The sequence below is a fragment of the Escherichia sp. E2661 genome (genome assembly GCF_004745185.1).
Lineage (GTDB): Bacteria > Pseudomonadota > Gammaproteobacteria > Enterobacterales > Enterobacteriaceae > Escherichia.
Genome location: NZ_PDIG01000003.1, coordinates 13290 through 33912 on the forward strand (window position 1 = coordinate 13290; position 20623 = coordinate 33912).

A 20623-nucleotide genomic window follows, 5' to 3' on the forward strand; every position below is an offset into this window, starting at 1 on the left:
GGAGAAGAGCATGTTTCATCGCTTATGGACGTTAATCCGCAAAGAGTTGCAGTCGCTGCTGCGCGAACCGCAAACCCGCGCGATTCTGATTTTACCCGTGCTGATTCAGGTGATCCTGTTCCCGTTCGCCGCCACGCTGGAAGTGACTAACGCCACCATCGCCATCTACGATGAAGATAATGGCGAGCATTCGGTGGAACTTACTCAACGTTTTGCCCGCGCCAGCGCCTTTACTCATGTGCTGCTGCTGAAAAGCCCACAGGAGATCCGCCCAACCATCGACACACAAAAGGCGTTACTACTGGTGCGTTTCCCGGCTGACTTCTCGCGCAAACTGGATACCTTCCAGACCGCGCCGTTGCAGTTGATCCTCGACGGGCGTAACTCCAACAGTGCGCAAATTGCCGCCAACTACCTGCAACAGATCGTCAAAAATTATCAGCAGGAGCTGCTGGAAGGAAAACCGAAACCTAACAACAGCGAGCTGGTGGTACGCAACTGGTATAACCCGAATCTCGACTACAAATGGTTTGTGGTGCCGTCGCTGATCGCCATGATCACCACTATCGGCGTAATGATCGTCACTTCACTTTCCGTCGCCCGCGAACGTGAACAAGGTACGCTCGATCAGCTACTGGTTTCGCCGCTCACCACCTGGCAAATATTCATCGGCAAAGCCGTACCGGCATTAATTGTCGCCACCTTCCAGGCCACCATTGTGTTGGCGATTGGTATCTGGGCGTATCAAATCCCCTTCGCCGGATCGCTGGCGCTGTTCTACTTTACGATGGTGATTTACGGTTTATCGCTGGTGGGATTCGGTCTGTTGATTTCGTCACTTTGTTCAACACAGCAGCAGGCGTTTATCGGCGTGTTCGTCTTTATGATGCCCGCCATTCTCCTTTCCGGTTACGTTTCGCCGGTGGAGAACATGCCAGTATGGCTGCAAAACCTGACGTGGATTAACCCTATCCGCCACTTTACGGACATTACCAAGCAGATTTATTTGAAGGATGCGAGTCTGGATATTGTGTGGAACAGTTTGTGGCCGCTACTGGTGATAACGGCCACGACAGGGTCAGCGGCGTACGCGATGTTTAGACGCAAGGTGATGTAATTTTTTATCTTTCGCCAGTAACGACACTACCGCAGGGCCGGCAAGGATCGCCAGCCCTGCAATTGCCAGCAAATAGTTGTTTTCCAGTACGCGGGACAACAGCCACAGCACAATCAGCGCCGCGCCAAAATACCAGGTGGTGGTCAGCTCTTCCAGCACATCCGCCACCTCACGCCAGCGTTGCTCGGGGTGGCGCTGAAACACCAGCATCATCACTACCGTTACGCAATACAGCACGCATAATCCCACGCCGACGTGAACCAGAGTTTTACTCATCCAGCCCACCACCAGCAGCGCCACTACCAGTAAATGCAACATAATCTGCCAGCAACTTAGGCCAGTTGCGACACGAACACGTTGTTGCCACTTCATGGCTTCTCTCCTGAAGAATTTATCTCTACTTACTCAGAGTACCGAACTTTACGGAAAATTCCGTAAGACCGCACCTTTTTGTGACGCCGACTACACTATTTCAATGAGATAAGAGGCCAAAACGGGAAAATTATGCCCGATCAAACACAACACTTTTCGTTCAAGGTACTCACCATCAATATTCACAAAGGCTTTACCGCGTTTAACCGACGCTTCATTTTGCCGGAACTTCGCGACGCCGTACGCACCGTCAGCGCCGATATAGTTTGCCTGCAGGAAGTGATGGGCGCACACGAAGTTCATCCGCTGCATGTGGAAAACTGGCCCGATACCTCGCACTACGAGTTTCTCGCCGACACAATGTGGAGCGATTTTGCCTACGGTCGCAATTCTGTGTATCCGGAAGGGCATCACGGCAACGCCATACTGTCACGCTATCCCATTGAACATTATGAGAATCGTGATGTTTCGGTCGATGGTGCGGAAAAGCGCGGCGTGCTCTACTGCCGCATTGTGCCGCCGATGACCGGAAAAGCGATTCATGTGATGTGCGTACATCTGGGCCTGCGTGAGGCGCACCGTCAGGCGCAGCTTGCGATGCTCGCCGAATGGGTGAATGAACTACCGGACGGCGAACCGGTATTGGTGGCGGGTGATTTCAACGACTGGCGGCAAAAAGCTAATCATCCGTTAAAAGTGCAGGCCGGGCTGGATGAGATATTTACCCGCGCCCACGGACGCCCGGCGCGCACGTTTCCGGTGCAATTTCCTCTACTACGACTGGACAGGATCTACGTCAAAAATGCCAGCGCCAGCGCACCAACCGCGTTGCCGCTGCGGACATGGCGACACCTTTCTGATCATGCCCCTTTAAGTGCGGAGATTCATTTATGAAATGTAGCTGGCGCGAAGGCAATAAGATCCAGTTGCTGGAAAACGGCGAGCAATATTATCCCGCGGTGTTTAAGGCGATTGGCGAGGCACAAGAACGCATCATTCTTGAAACGTTTATCTGGTTTGAGGATGACGTCGGCAAACAGCTACATGCGGCACTACTGGCAGCAGCGCAACGTGGGGTAAAGGCGGAAGTCTTGCTGGATGGCTACGGTTCGCCGGATCTCAGCGATGAGTTTGTCAATGAACTGACTGCGGCTGGCGTGGTATTTCGTTATTACGATCCCCGCCCTCGCCTTTTTGGTATGCGCACCAATGTGTTTCGCCGGATGCATCGCAAAATTGTGGTGATCGACGCGCGTATCGCCTTTATTGGTGGGCTGAATTACTCCGCCGAGCATATGTCCAGCTACGGTCCAGAGGCTAAACAGGATTACGCGGTACGCCTCGAAGGGCCGATTGTCGAAGATATTCTCCAGTTTGAGCTGGAAAACCTGCCAGGACAGAGCGCGGCCCGACGCTGGTGGCGACGTCATCACAAAGCGGAAGAGAACCGCCAGCCGGGAGAAGCGCAGGTATTGCTGGTCTGGCGCGATAACGAAGAACATCGCAGTGATATCGAACGCCACTATTTGAAAATGCTCACTCAGGCGCGGCGGGAAGTGATTATTGCCAACGCCTACTTCTTCCCCGGCTATCGATTTTTACACGCCTTGCGTAAAGCGGCACGGCGCGGGGTGCGGATCAAACTGATCATTCAGGGCGAACCGGATATGCCCATTGTCAGAGTCGGTGCGCGCTTGCTGTATAACTATCTGGTTAAAGGCGGCGTTCAGGTATTTGAGTACCGCCGCCGCCCACTCCACGGCAAAGTGGCATTGATGGACGATCACTGGGCGACGGTAGGGTCCAGTAATCTCGATCCGCTCAGTTTGTCACTGAATCTCGAAGCAAATGTCATCATCCACGATCGAAACTTTAACCAAACACTACGAGACAATCTTAACGGCATTATCGCCGCAGATTGTCAGCAGGTAGATGAAAGTATGCTGCCGAAACGGACCTGGTGGAACCTGACCAAAAGCGTGCTGGCGTTCCACTTTTTACGCCACTTCCCGGCGCTGGTGGGCTGGCTTCCGGCGCACACGCCACATCTGGCGCAAGTTGATCCGCCCGCCCAACCGACAATGGAAACGCAGGATCGGGTCGAAACTGAAAGTTCGGGGATGAAGCCCTGATGAGTAAATCACATCCGCGCTGGCGCTTAGCAAAGAAGATCCTCACATGGCTGTTTTTTATCGCGGTGATTGTGTTGCTGGTGGTCTACGCCAAAAAGGTGGACTGGGAAGAGGTCTGGAAGGTCATCCGTGACTACAATCGCGTTGCGCTGCTTAGTGCGGTCGGGCTGGTGGTCGTCAGTTATCTGATTTACGGCTGCTATGACCTGCTCGCCCGCTTCTACTGCGGTCACAAACTGGCGAGGCGCCAGGTGATGCTGGTGTCGTTTATCTGCTATGCCTTCAACCTGACGCTCAGTACCTGGGTCGGCGGCATTGGTATGCGCTACCGTTTGTACTCCCGGCTAGGATTACCGGGCAGCACTATTACACGAATTTTCTCGCTCAGTATTACCACCAACTGGCTGGGCTATATTTTGCTGGCGGGGATTATCTTTACCGCAGGCGTGGTGGAGTTGCCGGATCACTGGTATGTCGATCAAACTACACTGCGTATTCTCGGCATTGGCTTACTGATGATTATCGCGGTTTATTTGTGGTTTTGCGCTTTCGCGAAGCACCGCCATATGACCATCAAAGGGCAAAAACTTGTGCTGCCTTCATGGAAATTCGCCCTCGCCCAGATGCTGATTTCCAGCGTTAACTGGATGGTAATGGGAGCGATTATCTGGCTGTTACTCGGTCAAAGCGTGAACTATTTCTTTGTACTGGGCGTGTTGCTGGTTAGTAGTATTGCTGGCGTCATCGTGCATATTCCGGCGGGAATTGGTGTGCTGGAAGCGGTGTTTATCGCGCTACTGGCTGGGGAGCATACCTCCAAAGGCACAATTATCGCCGCCCTGCTCGCTTACCGTGTGTTGTATTACTTTATCCCGCTGCTGCTGGCGCTGATCTGTTACCTGTTGCTGGAAAGCCAGGCGAAGAAGCTACGAGCGAAAAATGAAGCGGCGATGTGAAGTTCGGTTAAGTTCTTTTGGTTTGTGCAGATTGTTAGCAAAGTGCTATTTGTTCATGGCGGATGCGGCGTGAACGCCTTATCCGCCCTACACAACCGGACTAAGTTAATAGTTTACAATTCCAGTCAGTACCGGCTAAGCATAGCGCATCAGCCTCATTACATTTCTTCACGATTTTATTCATGAGGTTATATAAAAACGATTAACACGCATTTTTCCAAAAAAGAAACTTACCTATTTTTTACGACTAATGAAAAAACCGCGTATGCCTTTGCCAGACAAGCGTTATCGCTATTGCTGCAAGTATCCCAAAGAAGCCGATAAAATAGTAATAGAGTGTTAATGCACCTATAAAAGCGCAACGAACCGGACTCCATAATTCTTCACTATGGCATTTCCCCGCCAGTTCAAGGAGCTTATTTCGTCCATGCGAGATAATTCCTGACCATAACACAATCATTAAGCAACTTATTACCCAAATGGGCCGTTCACTCATTAATGCCGCATTCACGATGATTACCAGGGCCAACCCTGTCAACGTCATCATAATGATAAAACGGTGAGAACCAGGATCAACATTAAATAATAAACCGGCCAGCATACTGATTAAAAACATCGATCCCGCAGTGCTGAACACGACAATAATGGCAGATACAGGCGCTAAACTCGCAACGACAATCGCTACCAAAGAGAGTAAAAACAGATATATTACGCCTGCGATGGTCGCATTTATCTTGTTGATATCTTTACTTAAGCCATACATACAAAGTAATAATAACCCTATGGCGACATACATTGGTGGTGAATCATATTTGGTTGCCGTAATTTCGAGATACTTAGCTCCCCAGGCCAGCCCTGCGGTTGCCACCAAACCTAAAGCGGTAATGAGCCATATACCGTTTAATATCCTGGCCTCGTGCTGAAAATCGAATTTATTGCTGTTTTGCGAGTATGATTCCATTCTTTTAGTTATCCTTATAGAAAAATATTAATATTCATCATGAATAAATTTAAAACCACGCATACAAAATACTTTTGTATTTATGGATACGGAAAACGCTTCCGCTCGGCCATAAGGCGTATTTTATACCTGGTACTTGTTAAGTGTCGTTTTTAGTAAGAAAAAAAATCCCGACACATGGCCGGGATATTGATGGTGAAAAAGGAATTAACGACGATTGCCGAAGATCCGCAGCAACATCAGGAACAGGTTGATGAAGTCCAGATACAAGGTTAGCGCGCCAAGAATGGAGTATTTACGCAGGTTTGACGTGTCGCGGGTATCAATCTGCTCACCCATATTTTTCAATTTCTGAGTGTCATACGCCGTCAATCCGACAAAGACAATCACGCCGATGTAGGTGACCGCCCACATCAACGCTTCGCTTTTCAGCCAGAAGTTGACCAGCGATGCCAGCACAATGCCGATCAACGCCATAAACAGCATATTGCCGAAGCCGCTTAAATCGCGTTTGGTGGTGTAACCGTACAGGCTCATTGCGCCGAACATCCCGGCAGTAACGACGAAAGTGCTGGCGATAGAGGCCGCGGTATAGACAATGAAAATACTGGAAAGCGTCAGGCCCGTCAGCGCTGAATAAAGCATAAAGAGCATGGTTGTCACACCTGCACTCAGCTTTTGAATCATCGCTGATAACACAATAACCAGAGCTAATTGTGCTATTACCAGACCAATTAAAAAGATGCGGTTGGTGAATAACAGCTCCATAACGGCGGCGGAATTAGCCGCATACCAGGCAACAAACGCAGTAAGCAGCAAGCCTACCGTCATCCAGCCATAGACCTGTGCCATATAGGTTTGCAGGCCAGCTCGGGTTTGTACAATTGAATCAGAACGTGGGAATCTGTCCATGACTTTCTCCTGAAGATATAAGGAATATCTTAAGGATACTGCAAATGATGGGGCTGTGCATCGACGCAGCGTGAAAGCATGTACTGAGCGGTGAAATTGCCGGATGCAGCTGTGCGGTATCCGGCCTGCTAAAAACTACCAGCGTTTTGCCGCCTGCTGATCGCTCTCCCGGGCTTCGACCCAGCGGTCGCCTTCCGGCGTGGCTTCGCGCTTCCAGAACGGCGCGCGGGTTTTGAGATAGTCCATAATAAACTGCCCGGCTTCAAACGCACTGCTGCGATGCGCACTGGTAACACCGACAAAAACAATTTCATCACCCGGCCATAATTCACCAATGCGGTGAATTACCGTGACGCGCCCCAGCGGCCAGCGGTTACGCGCTTCATCAACGATTTCCGCCAGTGCTTTTTCAGTCATCCCCGGATAGTGTTCGAGGGTTAATGCTTTGACGCTGTCTCCCAGGTTATGGTTGCGCACCTTACCGGTAACGTGACCACTGCGCCATCTTCGTCACGCTCCGCCAGCCACGGATACTCTTCCCCTACACTGAACGGCTGCGGGCCGACAACAATTTTGGTTTCTGCCATTTTAACCTCCGGTTACCGGCGGGAAGAAAGCCACTTCGTCGCCGTCAGTCAGCGGATGGTCAAAACTCACCAGCGTCTGGTTGACGGCAGCCAGCAATTTGCCATCTTCCAGCGCCAGCGCCCAGCGATCGCTCTGCGCAGCCAGGTGCTGGCGTAACGCTTCAACGGTTGGGAAATCCGCAGCTACTTCGGTTGCATCTGTTCCCACCAACTCGCGTACCTGGGCGAAAAAAAGAACTTTAATCATCCGCTTCCACCTTAAAGTCACCTGATTTGCCGCCGCTCTTTGCCAGCAAACGTACCGGACCAATCACCATATCTTTTTGCACCGCTTTGCACATGTCATAAATGGTCAGCGCCGCCACGGAGGCCGCGGTTAACGCTTCCATTTCAACGCCGGTTTTCCCGGTCAGGCGGCATAAGGTTTCTATACGTACCCGATTGTGTTCCGGCTCGGCCTGTAAATTGACTTCGACTTTACTGAGCATCAGCGGATGACACAGCGGGATCAGATCCCAGGTGCGTTTTGCCGCCTGAATACCGGCAATACGCGCGGTGGCAAACACGTCGCCTTTGTGGTGGCGACCATCGATGATCATCGCCAGCGTCTCGCTACGCATGGTGACAAAGGCTTCAGCTCGCGCTTCACGTACGGTTTCCGCTTTGGCGGAGACATCCACCATGTGCGCTTCGCCAGCGGCGTTGATATGGGTCAGTTGCGACATACTTATTTCTTCAAATGTGGATGGAAATTACACGGACGCGTACGGGCATCCAGCTGCGGCGCGATGATATTTTCCCACGCGGTGCGGCACGCTTTGGTCGAGCCCGGCATGGCGAAAATCAGTGTCTTGTTAGCGACGCCCGCTACCGCACGGGATTGCAACGTTGCGGTGCCAATCTCTTCGAACGACAGCATACGGAACACTTCACCAAAACCTTCGACTTCACGGTCGAACAGCGGCAGCAATGCTTCGGGAGCCTGATCACCTTCCGTCAGGCCAGTGCCGCCAGTAATCAACACCACTTGTACATCGTCACTGGCTATCCACGCAGATACCTGAGCGCGAATAGCGTAGCGGTTTTCTTTGACAATGGCTTTATCGACAACGTGATGGCCCGCTTCCTGCGCCGAATCGCGCAGATAGTGACCGGAGGTATCGTCTTCTTCACCGCGACGATTAGAAACCGTAAGAATAGCAATACGGGTCGGGATAAATTCAGTGCTTACCTGACTCATCTGATCTCTCCTTTTGACGTTTTATCCGCCAATGTACGATAAGTTTTGCGTAATACCGGTATTGTTTTGATGCAGGAAATGGGTCTGTTTTTTCTCCCGCAGCGCCGCTGAAATACGCGCTTCCAGCGCCTGTTGCTGGGTATCGTCTTCCAGCAGATCGCGCAGGTTAACGCCGCCTTCACCAAACAGGCAGAGATGGAGTTTACCAATGGAGGAGACACGCAGGCGGTTGCAAGTGGCGCAGAAGTCTTTTTCATACGGCATAATTAGGCCAATCTCTCCGGCATAATCCGGATGACAAAAGACTTGCGCGGGACCGTCGCTACGTTGACGTAATTGGTGGATCCAGCCGCGACGCAGTAGCTCGTCACGCAGAACCTGACCAGAGATGTGATGCTTACGGAAGAGCTCGCTGCCCTCGCCCGTTTCCATCAGTTCGATGAAACGCAGCTGGATAGGACGATGCTGGATCCAGTTCAGAAAGGTGTCGAGTTGGTGATGGTTGACATCGCGCATCAGCACGGTATTGACTTTGACCTTCTCAAAGCCCGCCTCAAATGCAGCATCGATGCCAGCCATTACCTGATTGAATTTATCCTGGCCGGTAATGGCATGAAACTGACGAGCGTCGAGACTATCAACACTGACGTTAATGCCCGTCAGTCCCGCATCGCGCCAGTTTGCTACGTCGCGTTCCAGACGGTAACCATTAGTGGTGACCGCTATCTGACGGATGGCGTCGTTTTCTCGCACAGCGGCGATGATATCGGTAAAGTCGCGACGTAAAGACGGCTCTCCGCCTGTCAGACGGACTTTTTCGGTGCCCAGACTGGCAAAGGCGCGCGTAACCCGACGAATTTCATCGACGGTCAGAAAGCCTTTATTGGTGACGCCGCTCGGCTTGTAGCCATCCGGCAGGCAATATGTGCAACGAAAGTTACACACATCGGTAATCGACAGGCGCAAGTAATAAAACTTACGCGCAAATGCATCAGTCAGTTGTGAAGCCATGTACACCTTTCCAGATACGGGAGGCGAAGTCATTTCTTCCTTCGCCCTGGTGGCAACCTTTCAAAGCATTGTCACGGCCAAAGCACCATATCAGTTGACCCAGGTGCAGAGGCTAGAGTGTTTAGTGGTTATGCCGATACTAGCGCGTAAATGAGATTTTTACCATTCACCCTTTTCGCTATGTAATCATGTATATAGCGTCATGATCGGCCTATTTCGCTACAGAATAAGGGAAAATGGCGGTTTTACTTTGATATACATCATCAGGGATGCAGAGCGAATATTGTCCTTTGGGGGTAGAAAACCATGAGTTGTATCCTCAATATTGGCAGGCTAATTGCTGTTTCCCCGTAATTTGCGCTACTGTAGCGCGGATAATCTGACTTCAGGAATGTATATGCGCAATCGTACGCTGGCTGACCTTGATCGTGTCGTTGCTCTCGGCGGGGGGCATGGACTGGGACGCGTTCTCTCATCACTTTCGTCTTTAGGCTCTCGCTTAACGGGTATCGTCACCACCACGGATAACGGTGGCTCGACGGGACGTATTCGACGCTCAGAAGGCGGCATTGCCTGGGGCGATATGCGCAACTGCCTCAACCAGCTGATAACAGAACCGAGCGTCGCCTCCGCGATGTTTGAATACCGTTTTGGCGGTAATGGCGAGCTATCCGGTCATAATCTCGGAAACTTGATGTTAAAGGCGCTGGATCACCTTAGCGTGCGGCCTCTGGAAGCCATCAATTTAATTCGTAATCTGTTGAAAGTGGACGCGCAATTAATTCCGATGTCAGAGCATCCTGTTGATCTGATGGCCATTGACGATCAGGGACATGAAGTTTACGGCGAGGTCAACATCGACCAGCTAACTACGCCGATTCAGGAACTACTTTTAACCCCCAACGTACCTGCCACCCGTGAAGCGGTGCTGGCAATCAATGAGGCTGACTTGATAATTATCGGGCCAGGCAGTTTTTATACCAGCCTGATGCCAATTCTGCTGCTTGAGGAAATGGCGCAGGCACTACGCCGCACTCCAGCCCCGATGGTTTATATTGGCAATTTGGGAAGAGAATTAAGCCTGCCTGCAGCGAATCTGAAGCTTGAAAACAAGCTGGCGATTATGGAGCAGTATGTCGGTAAAAAGGTGATTGATGCGGTTATTGTTGGGCCGAAGGTCGATGTTTCTACAGTTAACGACAGATTAGTCATTCAGGACGTACTGGAGGCCAGCGATATCCCTTATCGTCATGACCGCCAGTTGTTACATAACGCACTGGAAAAAGCATTACAGGCTTTAGGTTAACGTGAAGCCGAAAGAAAGTTCCGGCTTCCTATTGAAGACAAAGTACACGTTGTTCATGCCGGAGGCGGCGTGAACCCTTATCCGGCCTACAAACCGCGCAAATTCAATGTATTGCAGAGATCATGTAGGCCTGATAAGCGTAGCGCATCAGGCAATTTTGCTTTTGCCATCTCTCTTCTTCGTTATCCTGTCACGAAGCCGCAATAAACAACTCACGCAGCTGATGCAACTGGTCACGAATTTGCGCCGCCTCTTCGAACTCCAGATTTTGCGCGTGTTGCATCATCAGCCCTTCCAGTTCATGGATTTTCTGCTGCAACGCTTTAGGCGACATATCCATCGGTACATTATCCGGCTCAACAATCGGGCGCGATTTTCCTCTGCCCTTCGCTTTGGTTTTGGCAATGTTCTGCCCCAGCGCCAGGATATCGACCACTTTCTTGTTCAGCCCTTGCGGCGTAATGCCGTGTTCTTCGTTGTACTTCTGTTGTTTCTCGCGACGACGTTCAGTTTCGCCAATCGCTTTCGCCATTGATGGGGTAACCTTATCGCCGTAGAGAATCGCTTTACCGTTGACGTTACGCGCCGCGCGACCAATGGTCTGAATCAATGAACGTTCGGAACGCAGGAAGCCTTCTTTGTCTGCGTCGAGGATCGCCACCAGCGAAACTTCTGGCATATCCAGACCTTCGCGCAGTAAGTTGATCCCCACCAGCACATCAAACTCGCCCAAACGCAAGTCGCGGATGATTTCCATACGCTCGACGGTGTCGATATCCGAGTGAAGATAACGCACGCGTTCACCGTGTTCTTCCAGATATTCGGTGAGATCTTCCGCCATCCGCTTAGTCAACGTCGTGACCAGTACGCGTTCGTTAATTGCCGCCCGCAGGCGAATTTCTGAGAGAAGATCATCAACCTGGGTCGCTACCGGGCGCACTTCGATAATCGGGTCCAGCAGCCCTGTTGGACGCACGACCTGATCCACCACGTCGCCACCGGATTTCTCCAGCTCGTAATTACCGGGTGTTGCAGAAACATAGATGGTTTGCGGGGCTAATGCTTCGAACTCTTCGAATTTCAGCGGACGGTTATCCAGCGCCGATGGCAGGCGGAAACCGTACTCCACCAGCGTCTCTTTACGCGCCCGATCACCTCGATACATACCGCCAATTTGCGGAATAGTCACGTGGGATTCATCGACCACCAACAGACCATCGGCGGGGAGATAATCAAACAGCGTCGGCGGTGGCTCACCGGGTCCACGACCGGAAAGAAAGCGCGAATAGTTTTCAATGCCTGAGCAATAACCGAGCTCGTTCATCATCTCCAGATCAAACTGGGTACGCTGAGTCAGGCGTTGTTCTTCCAGCAGCTTGTTATTTGCCAGCAGCACTTTGCGCCGATCGGCCAGCTCTTCTTTGATCTCTTCCATCGCCTGCACAATACGTTCACGCGGGGTAACGTAGTGTGTTTTCGGGTAAATGGTAAAGCGGGGAATGGTTGAGATAATCTGCCCTGTTAACGGGTCGAAAAGCGACAACCGCTCTACCTCTTCGTCGAACAATTCGACACGTAGCGCAACGTCGTCGGACTCCGCCGGAAAAATATCAATCACTTCCCCGCGAACACGGAAAGTCCCGCGCTGGAACGCCTGGTCGTTGCGGGTGTATTGCAGTTCCGCCAGGCGACGCAGAATCGCGCGCTGATCGATAATCATGCCGACCGTCAGATGCAGCATCATCTTAAGATATAAGTCAGGATCGCCCAGACCGTAGATGGCTGAAACAGAGGCGACCACCACTACATCGCGCCGCTCCAGCAAAGCTTTAGTCGCTGAAAGCCGCATCTGTTCAATATGTTCGTTTACCGAGGCATCTTTTTCAATGAAGGTGTCCGAGCTCGGCACATAGGCTTCCGGTTGATAGTAGTCGTAGTAAGAGACGAAGTATTCCACCGCATTTTCCGGGAAAAACTCTTTCATCTCGCCGTACAACTGGGCTGCCAGCGTTTTATTGGGCGCCAGCACCATCGTCGGGCGCTGAAGGTCGGCAATGACGTTAGCAATGGTAAATGTTTTCCCGGAGCCCGTTACGCCGAGTAGAGTCTGGTGAGCCAGGCCATCTTCAAGCCCTTCTTCGAGGCGTCGAATTGCCTCAGGCTGATCGCCAGAAGGTTTAAAAGAGGAATTCAGTTTGAACGGTTTACTCATGAGTCGCTACCTGAAGGAGTGGGCGGGCAGGTATGTAATTTTACTCGTCGTGTTTAATAATGCCAACAAATTATACTGGATAAAAAAACAGTTTCACGCCACATTATTTCTGTTACACCGTCAACGAAGGTATCAATCATGAGCATAATTTGCTCAGTGACGAGATAAAACTCCGGGCTTGCGGGGTTATCCCCAAAGCAACGGCTTTTTTAACAATTGTCAAGATGGCTGATGACGGATTTATGGCAAGAGATGTCACTTTCATGACTGCCATTGCTTTTATATAATTAATTGAAAAATAACAAATATTCCATCAAGCCTTCTTTCGCGTCAATTCGCGTGCAAGCCGCGTATTCTCTCGCTTGCATCGCGTTTTCTAACTCTAATGCACATGGTTATCCACAGGAATAGTGGATAACTGCCTGCAGCCCGTATGCCCTGCCGCCTGGGCAATTCCCACACTAACCGCATATTGTGGGGGTAAATATTTTTTCTCGATTCTTTTAAAATTTAATTGGTTGAATTGCAGGCAGCAGACGACGCGATCTCGCTCGCAATTTAACCAAATATATTGCTACAACAATGCGGTGAGATTGAGGTACTTTCCGGTTAGCGCGTTTTCAGGGGGTTCATCAAGCCATGGGATCTCCCCAAGCAACGGTGCGGAAATCATCCGCTTGAGCGTGGACATATATTCAGCGTGACGTTTGCCCGTTGGAGTGACATCGTTCGCTACCCACCCTGCAAGGGTAAGTCCGGCTTGCTGTACAGCCTGTGCGGTCAGCATCGCGTGATTAATACAACCGAGTTTCACGCCCACAACCAGTATCACTGGCAGTTGTTCTTGCGTTACCCAATCCGCGAAAGTGAAAGACTCAGAAAGCGGCGTAAACCAGCCTCCTGCACCTTCTACCAGTATCCAGTTTGCCTGCTGTGCCAGCGCGTGTAACCCGGCGCTCATAACCACGGGGTCGATAGGTCTGCCCTCTTGCGCGCTGATGATGTGCGGCGAGGTCGGTTCTGCGAAGGTGTAAGGGTTTACCGTGGCGTAATCCAGTTGCAGGCTACTGTTGCGTTGCAACGCCAGTGCGTCGCTATTACGTAAGCCTTCTACTGTCATTTCGCTGCCGGAGGCAACAGGTTTGTAACCTGCCGTCCGGTAGCCTGCCGCCTTCGCGGCCTGTAAAAGCGCACAACTGGCGACGGTTTTCCCCACTTCGGTGTCCGTTCCGGTGACAAAATAACGTTTACTCACGAGCAATCACTCCCAAAAAAAGATGATACGTCAGAGGATATCGCCCCTGTTGTTGCGGCCAGGCTAGTTGCAATCGCTGCAACTGCGAACGCGTTAATATTCGCTGGTCGCGTCCTTCATGAAGATGCGTGGCACCGATGCCTTTCAGCGAACGCATGGCACTGAGCGCATCATCAAACCACAGCGTGATGGGCTGAATATAATGTTGATAATGCAAACCTTTCAGCGACTGTTCGATTTCATCTGGCGGTAAAAAACGATTGGCATGAGGCCGCTCGTCCACCGCCTGCCACGCCTGATGCAGTTCGGGTAACGATCCCTGCACCAGCGTGGTAAACGCGACCACGCCTCCGGAGCGCACCACCCGATACAGCTCGCGGAGTGCCGTGGATAAATTACCGCACCACTGCACCGCGAGATTGCTCCATGCAAGATCGAACGTCGCAGTCGCTAACGGCAGGGATTCGATATCTCCTGCCAGATAATGATCTGCGGCATCTTGTTGGCGTGCCTGCGCAAGCATAAGTGGCGAGAGGTCTAACGCCGTCACCTGCGCGTGACGATCTCGCCAGTGGCGGCTCATCCAGCCAGGTCCACAACCCGCGTCCAGCACACGGGGGTATTTACGCTGCGGGAGCATTGCCAGTAAGGCATCGGCACTCTGGCGCTGTAGATCTGCGTGTTCCTCATAGTGCGCGGCTGCCCGACCAAATGCCGCCGCAATGGCTTGTTTATTGACCGTTGCCATGCAGCACCTCCAGCAGGCGGTCGATATCCTGTGTTTCATGTGCCGCAGTCAACGTCAGGCGCAGTCGCGCAGTGCCGACGGGTACGGTTGGCGGGCGAATCGCCGTGACCCAGCAGCCTTGCTGGCGCAGTTTTTCTGCCAGTTGTAACGCACGGCTGTTATCACCGACGATTAATGGCTGGATGGCGCTACGTGAATCCGCAAGCGTAAACGGCAAACCCTGCACTCCGGCACGAAAACGCGTAATGAGTGCCGCCAGTTTTTCGCGCCGTGCATCACCCTCTTCACTGCGAATGACCGCCAGCGACGCACGTAATGCCTGCGCCTGAGCGGGCGGCATACTGGTGCTGTAGATAAGATGGCGGGCGAATTGCAGCAGATAATTCGCCACGCTATCAGAACAAAGCACCGCCGCGCCGCTGACGCCAAATCCTTTGCCAAAAGTGACTACCAGCAGTTCCGGCTTCACCTTTTGCAGCCAACAACTGCCCCGCCCCTGTTCACCGATAACGCCCGTGCCGTGGGCATCATCAACCATCAACCAGGCGTTGTGCTGTTGCGTGACTTGCTGGATTTCCGTAAGCGACGCGCTATCGCCGTCCATGCTGAACACGCCTTCTGTCACCACCAGTTGCTGCCCCGGACAGGGGGAAGCAAGCAGTCGCGCCAGATGAGCGACATCGTTATGAGTAAAACGGCGAAGCTGCGACGGGCTTAAACTGGCAGCCTCCAGCAAGGAGGCATGGCTAAGCCGGTCGGCAACAATACGGTCCTCTTTCGCCATCATCGCGGCAATGACTGCCTGATTCGCGGCAAAACCAGAGATAAACAGCAGCGCCCGCGAATAGCCAAGCCACTCGGCCAGTTCTTCTTCCAGCGCCCGATGCGCCACGCTATAACCGCTGACATGCCCGGAACCGCCGCTACCTACACCAAACTTTTCTGCGCCCTGCTGCCAGGCGCGGATAATTTGCGGATGATGGCTTAAACCGAGGTAATCATTGCTGGAAAAGTTCAGATACTGGCGATCATCCGCCACCAGCCAGCGTCCGGCTCCTTGCGCCACCGGATAACGGCGACGCAAGGCATCGGCAGCACGCCGCGCATCGAGCGCCGCGTTGATTTTCTCCTGCCAGCTCATAGTGCTGCCGCGTTATAATATTCGTCAGTGTCCGGGGTCATCAGCGCCTGCTCCAGACGCTGCTGTTGTTCGTTATCGCCCGCCAGCACGGCAGTTTGCTGCGGGTTTAGCCCCAGTTTGCGGAACAGTTGCAGGTCTTTATCTTCTTCTGGATTCGGCGTGGTTAGCAGTTTGCAGCCGTAGAAGATCGAGTTTGCGCCAGCCATAAAGCACATCGCCTGAGTCTGTTCGTTCATCTGCTCGCGTCCGGCAGAAAGACGCACGTAAGAGGTCGGCATCATGATCCGCGCTACGGCAATGGTGCGAATAAAATCAAAGGCATCGACATCATCGTTATCTGCCAGCGGCGTGCCTTTCACCTTCACCAGCATGTTGATTGGTACGCTTTCCGGCGGCGTCGGCAGGTTTGCCAGTTGCAGCAATAATCCGGCGCGATCTTTTACCGTTTCGCCTAAGCCCACAATGCCGCCAGAACAGACTTTGATCCCGGCATCGCGCACTTTTTCCAGCGTATCGAGGCGTTCCTGATAAGTGCGGGTGGTGATGATATTGCCGTAAAACTCCGGCGAGGTGTCCAGGTTGTGGTTGTAGTAATCCAGCCCGGCGTTCGCGAGGCGCTGCGCCTGAGATTCACTCAACGTGCCCAGCGTCATACACGCCTCCAGCCCCATCGCTTTTACCCCCTGCACCATTTGTTCCAGGTACGGCATATCGCGTTCGTGGGGATTCTTCCACGCCGCGCCCATACAGAAGCGCGTCGATCCTGCCGCTTTCGCTTTGCGCGCCGACTCCAGCACCTGTTCAACTTCCATCAACCGCTCGGCTTCCAGCCCGGTTTTGTAGCGCGAGCTTTGCGGGCAGTATTTGCAATCTTCCGGACAAGCTCCGGTCTTAATCGACAGCAACGTGCTGACCTGGACCTGACGAGGATCGAAATGCTGACGATGCACCTGCTGCGCTTCAAACAGCAGATCCAGCAACGGTTTTTCAAATAATTCTGTGACTTGCGACAATGTCCAGCGTGGGCGGTGAGCCATGGGGCTTCTCCAAAACGTGTTTTTTGTTGTTAATTCGGTGTAGACTTGTAAACCTAAATCTTTTCAATTTGGTTTACAAGTCGATTATGACAACGGACGATCTTGCCTTTGACCAACGCCATATCTGGCACCCATACACATCCATGACCTCCCCGCTGCCGGTTTATCCGGTGGCGAGCGCCGAAGGTTGCGAGCTAATTTTGTCTGACGGCAGACGCCTGGTTGACGGTATGTCGTCCTGGTGGGCGGCGATCCACGGCTACAATCACCTGCAGCTTAATGCGGCGATGAAGACGCAAATTGATGCTATGTCGCATGTGATGTTTGGCGGTATCACCCATGCGCCGGCCATTGAGCTGTGCCGCAAACTGGTGGCAATGACGCCGCAACCGTTGGAGTGCGTTTTTCTCGCGGACTCCGGTTCCGTTGCGGTAGAAGTCGCGATGAAAATGGCGTTGCAGTACTGGCAGGCCAAAGGCGAAGCGCGCCAGCGTTTTCTGACCTTCCGCAATGGTTATCATGGCGATACCTTTGGCGCGATGTCGGTGTGCGACCCGGACAACTCAATGCACAGCCTGTGGAAGGGATATCTGCCGGAAAACTTGTTTGCTCCGGCTCCACAAAGCCGCATGGATGGCGAATGGGATGAGCGCGATATGGTGGGCTTTGCCCGCCTGATGGCGGCGCATCGTCATGAAATCGCGGCGGTGATCATTGAACCGATTGTCCAGGGCGCAGGCGGGATGCGCATCTACCATCCGGAATGGTTAAAACGAATCCGCAAAATGTGCGATCGCGAAGGTATCTTGCTGATTGCCGACGAGATAGCCACCGGATTTGGTCGTACCGGCAAACTGTTTGCCTGTGAACATGCAGAAATCGCGCCGGACATTTTGTGCCTCGGTAAAGCCTTAACCGGCGGCACAATGACCCTTTCCGCCACGCTCACCACGCGCGAGGTTGCGGAAACCATCAGTAACGGCGAAGCCGGCTGCTTTATGCACGGGCCAACTTTTATGGGCAATCCGCTGGCCTGCGCGGCAGCAAACGCCAGCCTGGCGATTCTCGAATCTGGCGACTGGCAGCAGCAGGTGGCGGCTATTGAAGTACAGCTGCGCGAGCAACTTGCCCCCGCCCGTGATGCCGAAATGGTTGCCGATGTGCGCGTGCTGGGAGCAATTGGTGTGGTTGAAACCACTCGCCCGGTGAATATGGCAGCACTGCAAAAATTCTTTGTCGAACAGGGCGTCTGGATCCGGCCTTTTGGCAAACTGATTTACCTGATGCCGCCCTATATTATTCGCCCGCAACAGTTGCAGCGCCTGACCGCAGCAGTTAACCGAGCGGTACAGGATGAAACATTTTTTTGCCAATAACGGGAAGTCAGCGTGAGGGTTTCTGGCTACACTTTCTGCAAACAAAAAAGGAGGGTTCATGAAACTCATCAGTAACGATCTGCGCGATGGCGATAAGCTGCCGCATCGTCATGTCTTTAACGGCATGGGTTACGATGGCGATAATATTTCGCCGCATCTGGCGTGGGATGATGTTCCTGCGGGAACGAAAAGTTTTGTTGTCACCTGCTATGACCCGGACGCGCCAACCGGCTCCGGCTGGTGGCACTGGGTAGTTGTTAACTTACCCGCTGATACCCGCGTATTACCGCAAGGGTTTGGCTCTGGTCTGGTAGCAATGCCAGACGGCGTTTTGCAGACGCGTACCGACTTTGGTAAAACCGGGTACGATGGCGCTGCGCCGCCGAAAGGCGAAACCCATCGCTACATTTTTACCGTTCACGCGCTGGATGTAGAACGTATTGATGTCGATGAAGGCGCCAGCGGCGCGATGGTCGGGTTTAACGTTCATTTCCACTCTCTGGCCAGCGCCTCGATTACGGCAATGTTCAGTTAATCACTCTGCCAGATGGCGCAATGCCATCTGGTATCACTTAAAGGTATTAAAAACAACTTTTTGTCTTTTTACCTTCCCGTTTCGCTCAAGTTAGTATAAAAAAGCAGGCTTCAACGGATTCATTTTTCTATTTCATAGCCCGGAGCAACCTGTGAACACATTTTCAGTTTCCCGTCTGGCGCTGGCATTGGCTTTTGGCGTGACGCTGACCGCCTGTAGCTCAACACCGCCCGATCAACGTCCTTCAGATCAAACCGCGCCTGGTACCTCTTCTCGCCCGATTCTGTCGGCAAAAGAAGCGCAGAATTTCGATGCTCAACACTATTTTGCGTCCCTGACGCCTGGTGCTGCAGCGTGGAATCCTTCCCCGATTACCCTGCCTGCGCAACCTGACTTTGTTGTCGGCCCGGCGGGTACCCAAGGTGTAACGCATACCACGATTCAGGCAGCGGTGGATGCGGCAATTATCAAGCGTACCAACAAGCGCCAGTATATTGCCGTGATGCCTGGTGAGTATGAAGGCACGGTCTATGTCCCTGCCGCTCCGGGTGGAATTACTCTGTACGGTACAGGCGAAAAACCGATTGATGTGAAGATTGGGCTTTCACTTGATGGTGGCATGAGCCCTGCCGACTGGCGTCACGACGTCAACCCGCGCGGCAAATATATGCCAGGTAAACCAGCGTGGTATATGTACGATAGCTGCCAGAGCAAACGCAGCGACAGTATCGGTGTTCTCTGCTCTGCGGTCTTCTGGTCACAAAACAATGGCCTGCAACTGCAAAACCTGACCATCGAAAACACGCTGGGCGATAGCGTAGATGCGGGTAACCATCCGGCGGTGGCACTACGTACTGATGGCGACAAAGTGCAGATCAATAACGTCAACATTCTCGGTCGTCAGAACACCTTTTTTGTCACCAACAGTGGTGTGCAAAACCGTCTGGAAACCAATCGTCAACCGCGTACGCTGGTGACCAACAGCTACATTGAAGGGGATGTGGATATCGTTTCTGGTCGCGGCGCGGTGGTGTTCGATAACACCGAATTCCGCGTGGTGAACTCCCGTACCCAGCAAGAAGCGTATGTGTTTGCACCGGCTACGCTGTCTAACATCTATTACGGTTTCCTCGCCGTAAACAGCCGTTTCAATGCTTCCGGTGATGGCGTGGCGCAACTGGGCCGCTCGCTGGATGTTGATGCTAATACCAACGGTCAGGTGGTGATCCGTGATAGCGCCATCAACGAAGGTTTTAACACGGCTAAACCGTGGGCCGATGCGGTGATTTCCAATCGTCCATTTGCGGGTAATACCGGCAGTGTTGACGATAGCGACGAAGTACAGCGCAATCTGAACGACACTAACTACAACCGCATGTGGGAATACAATAACCGCGGCGTGGGTAGCAAAGTGGTTGCAGAAGCTAAGAAGTAAGAGCTATTAACTATTTGCCGGATGCGGCGTAAACGCCTTATCCGGCCTACAGTTCGATGCGATTCGTAGGTCGGATAAGATGCGTCAGCATCGCATCCGACAATAAGTGCCGAATACGGCGTAAACACCTTATCCGGCCTACGGTTCGATGCGATTTGTAGGTCGGATAAGATGCGCCAGCATCGCATCCGACAATAAGTGCCGAATGCTGCGTAAACGCCTTATCCGGCCTACGGCTCGATGCGATTTGTAGGTCGGATAAGATGCGCAAGCATCGCATCCGACAATAA

Annotated in this window: 20 protein-coding genes, 1 pseudogene and 1 riboswitch; of the genes and pseudogenes, 8 read left to right on the forward strand and 13 right to left on the reverse strand. The window is 52.5% G+C overall.

Annotated features, from left to right (window positions below; translation table 11 throughout):
- Nucleotides 1-10: 10 nt before the first annotated feature.
- Nucleotides 11-1117 carry an ABC transporter permease gene (locus tag CRI63_RS02290; protein ID WP_000469031.1) on the forward strand — a complete coding sequence of 369 codons (1107 nt, stop codon included), beginning with the start codon at nt 11-13 and terminating at the stop codon, nt 1115-1117.
- Here CRI63_RS02290 and CRI63_RS02295 read toward each other — a convergent pair.
- Nucleotides 1079-1489 (reverse strand): YbhQ family protein, encoded by a 411-nt coding sequence (locus CRI63_RS02295; protein WP_000871987.1) that lies wholly within the window; start codon nt 1487-1489, stop codon nt 1079-1081. The two genes, CRI63_RS02290 and CRI63_RS02295, sit on opposite strands and share 39 nt — an antisense overlap.
- 132 nt (nt 1490-1621) lie before the next feature.
- Between CRI63_RS02295 and CRI63_RS02300 the strand changes: the two genes are divergently transcribed.
- Genes CRI63_RS02300 through CRI63_RS02310 form a run of 3 tightly spaced genes read left to right on the forward strand, consistent with a single transcriptional unit; the run spans nt 1622 to nt 4577 of the window.
- Nucleotides 1622-2383 (forward strand): endonuclease/exonuclease/phosphatase family protein, encoded by a 762-nt coding sequence (locus tag CRI63_RS02300; protein ID WP_135518379.1) that lies wholly within the window; start codon nt 1622-1624, stop codon nt 2381-2383.
- Nucleotides 2380-3621 carry a cardiolipin synthase ClsB gene (gene clsB, locus CRI63_RS02305; RefSeq protein WP_135518381.1) on the forward strand — a complete coding sequence of 414 codons (1242 nt, stop codon included), beginning with the start codon at nt 2380-2382 and terminating at the stop codon, nt 3619-3621. The genes CRI63_RS02300 and clsB overlap by 4 nt, the downstream gene beginning before the upstream one ends.
- Entirely contained in the window at nt 3621-4577 is a 957-nt protein-coding gene (locus CRI63_RS02310; protein ID WP_135518383.1) for a YbhN family protein, read from the forward strand. Before clsB ends, CRI63_RS02310 begins: the two co-directional genes overlap by 1 nt.
- A 247-nt stretch (nt 4578-4824) precedes the next feature.
- On the opposite strand, the gene CRI63_RS02315 is transcribed toward CRI63_RS02310, so the two are convergent.
- The 7 genes and pseudogenes from CRI63_RS02315 to moaA all read right to left on the reverse strand — a co-directional run bounded on the left by CRI63_RS02315 (nt 4825) and on the right by moaA (nt 9288).
- Nucleotides 4825-5538 (reverse strand): Bax inhibitor-1/YccA family protein, encoded by a 714-nt coding sequence (locus CRI63_RS02315; protein WP_135518385.1) that lies wholly within the window; start codon nt 5536-5538, stop codon nt 4825-4827.
- Between the two features lie 207 nt (nt 5539-5745).
- The gene (locus tag CRI63_RS02320; protein WP_088541618.1) at nt 5746-6450 is read right to left on the reverse strand and encodes a Bax inhibitor-1/YccA family protein; all 705 of its coding nucleotides are present in this window, start codon (nt 6448-6450) and stop codon (nt 5746-5748) included.
- Nucleotides 6451-6585: 135 nt separating this feature from the next.
- A pseudogene (moaE, locus tag CRI63_RS02325) lies at nt 6586-7037 on the reverse strand (molybdopterin synthase catalytic subunit MoaE).
- A gap of 1 nt (nt 7038) precedes the next feature.
- Nucleotides 7039-7284: a molybdopterin synthase sulfur carrier subunit gene (moaD, locus tag CRI63_RS02330; protein WP_000598612.1), complete on the reverse strand. Its 246-nt coding sequence runs from the start codon at nt 7282-7284 to the stop codon at nt 7039-7041.
- Nucleotides 7277-7762 (reverse strand): cyclic pyranopterin monophosphate synthase MoaC, encoded by a 486-nt coding sequence (gene moaC, locus CRI63_RS02335; RefSeq protein ID WP_000080885.1) that lies wholly within the window; start codon nt 7760-7762, stop codon nt 7277-7279. The genes moaD and moaC overlap by 8 nt, the downstream gene beginning before the upstream one ends.
- A gap of 2 nt (nt 7763-7764) precedes the next feature.
- Nucleotides 7765-8277: a molybdenum cofactor biosynthesis protein B gene (gene moaB, locus CRI63_RS02340; RefSeq protein WP_000084634.1), complete on the reverse strand. Its 513-nt coding sequence runs from the start codon at nt 8275-8277 to the stop codon at nt 7765-7767.
- 21 nt (nt 8278-8298) lie between these two features.
- Nucleotides 8299-9288: a GTP 3',8-cyclase MoaA gene (moaA, locus tag CRI63_RS02345; RefSeq protein WP_001295301.1), complete on the reverse strand. Its 990-nt coding sequence runs from the start codon at nt 9286-9288 to the stop codon at nt 8299-8301.
- A riboswitch (molybdenum cofactor riboswitch) is annotated at nt 9276-9420 on the reverse strand. Its footprint overlaps the gene before it by 13 nt.
- Nucleotides 9421-9685: 265 nt before the next feature.
- Between moaA and yvcK the strand changes: the two genes are divergently transcribed.
- Entirely contained in the window at nt 9686-10594 is a 909-nt protein-coding gene (gene yvcK / locus CRI63_RS02350; protein ID WP_130214903.1) for a uridine diphosphate-N-acetylglucosamine-binding protein YvcK, read from the forward strand.
- A 190-nt stretch (nt 10595-10784) separates the two neighbouring features.
- On the opposite strand, the gene uvrB is transcribed toward yvcK, so the two are convergent.
- The 5 genes from uvrB to bioB form a co-directional block, all read right to left on the reverse strand.
- Nucleotides 10785-12806 carry an excinuclease ABC subunit UvrB gene (uvrB, locus tag CRI63_RS02355; RefSeq protein WP_135518387.1) on the reverse strand — a complete coding sequence of 674 codons (2022 nt, stop codon included), beginning with the start codon at nt 12804-12806 and terminating at the stop codon, nt 10785-10787.
- Nucleotides 12807-13380: 574 nt separating this feature from the next.
- Complete coding sequence (gene bioD / locus CRI63_RS02360; RefSeq protein ID WP_135518389.1) at nt 13381-14061, reverse strand: dethiobiotin synthase; 681 nt, start codon at nt 14059-14061, stop codon at nt 13381-13383.
- Nucleotides 14054-14809 carry a malonyl-ACP O-methyltransferase BioC gene (gene bioC / locus CRI63_RS02365; RefSeq protein WP_135518391.1) on the reverse strand — a complete coding sequence of 252 codons (756 nt, stop codon included), beginning with the start codon at nt 14807-14809 and terminating at the stop codon, nt 14054-14056. Before bioC ends, bioD begins: the two co-directional genes overlap by 8 nt.
- The gene (gene bioF, locus CRI63_RS02370) at nt 14793-15950 is read right to left on the reverse strand and encodes an 8-amino-7-oxononanoate synthase (RefSeq protein WP_135518393.1); all 1158 of its coding nucleotides are present in this window, start codon (nt 15948-15950) and stop codon (nt 14793-14795) included. The genes bioC and bioF overlap by 17 nt, the downstream gene beginning before the upstream one ends.
- Nucleotides 15947-16987 carry a biotin synthase BioB gene (gene bioB, locus CRI63_RS02375; RefSeq protein ID WP_000951213.1) on the reverse strand — a complete coding sequence of 347 codons (1041 nt, stop codon included), beginning with the start codon at nt 16985-16987 and terminating at the stop codon, nt 15947-15949. The genes bioF and bioB overlap by 4 nt, the downstream gene beginning before the upstream one ends.
- Nucleotides 16988-17073: 86 nt before the next feature.
- On the opposite strand from bioB, the gene bioA reads away from it, so the two are divergent.
- From bioA to CRI63_RS02390, 3 genes are all read left to right on the forward strand, one after another.
- Nucleotides 17074-18363: an adenosylmethionine--8-amino-7-oxononanoate transaminase gene (gene bioA / locus CRI63_RS02380; RefSeq protein ID WP_135518395.1), complete on the forward strand. Its 1290-nt coding sequence runs from the start codon at nt 17074-17076 to the stop codon at nt 18361-18363.
- A 58-nt stretch (nt 18364-18421) separates the two neighbouring features.
- A complete protein-coding gene (locus tag CRI63_RS02385) occupies nt 18422-18898 on the forward strand; it encodes a kinase inhibitor (protein WP_000767391.1) in 477 nt (158 codons plus the stop codon).
- A gap of 151 nt (nt 18899-19049) precedes the next feature.
- On the forward strand, nt 19050-20333 hold the full coding sequence (locus tag CRI63_RS02390) for a putative acyl-CoA thioester hydrolase (RefSeq protein WP_130214915.1): 1284 nt from the start codon (nt 19050-19052) through the stop codon (nt 20331-20333).
- The last annotated feature ends 290 nt before the right edge of the window (nt 20334-20623 follow it).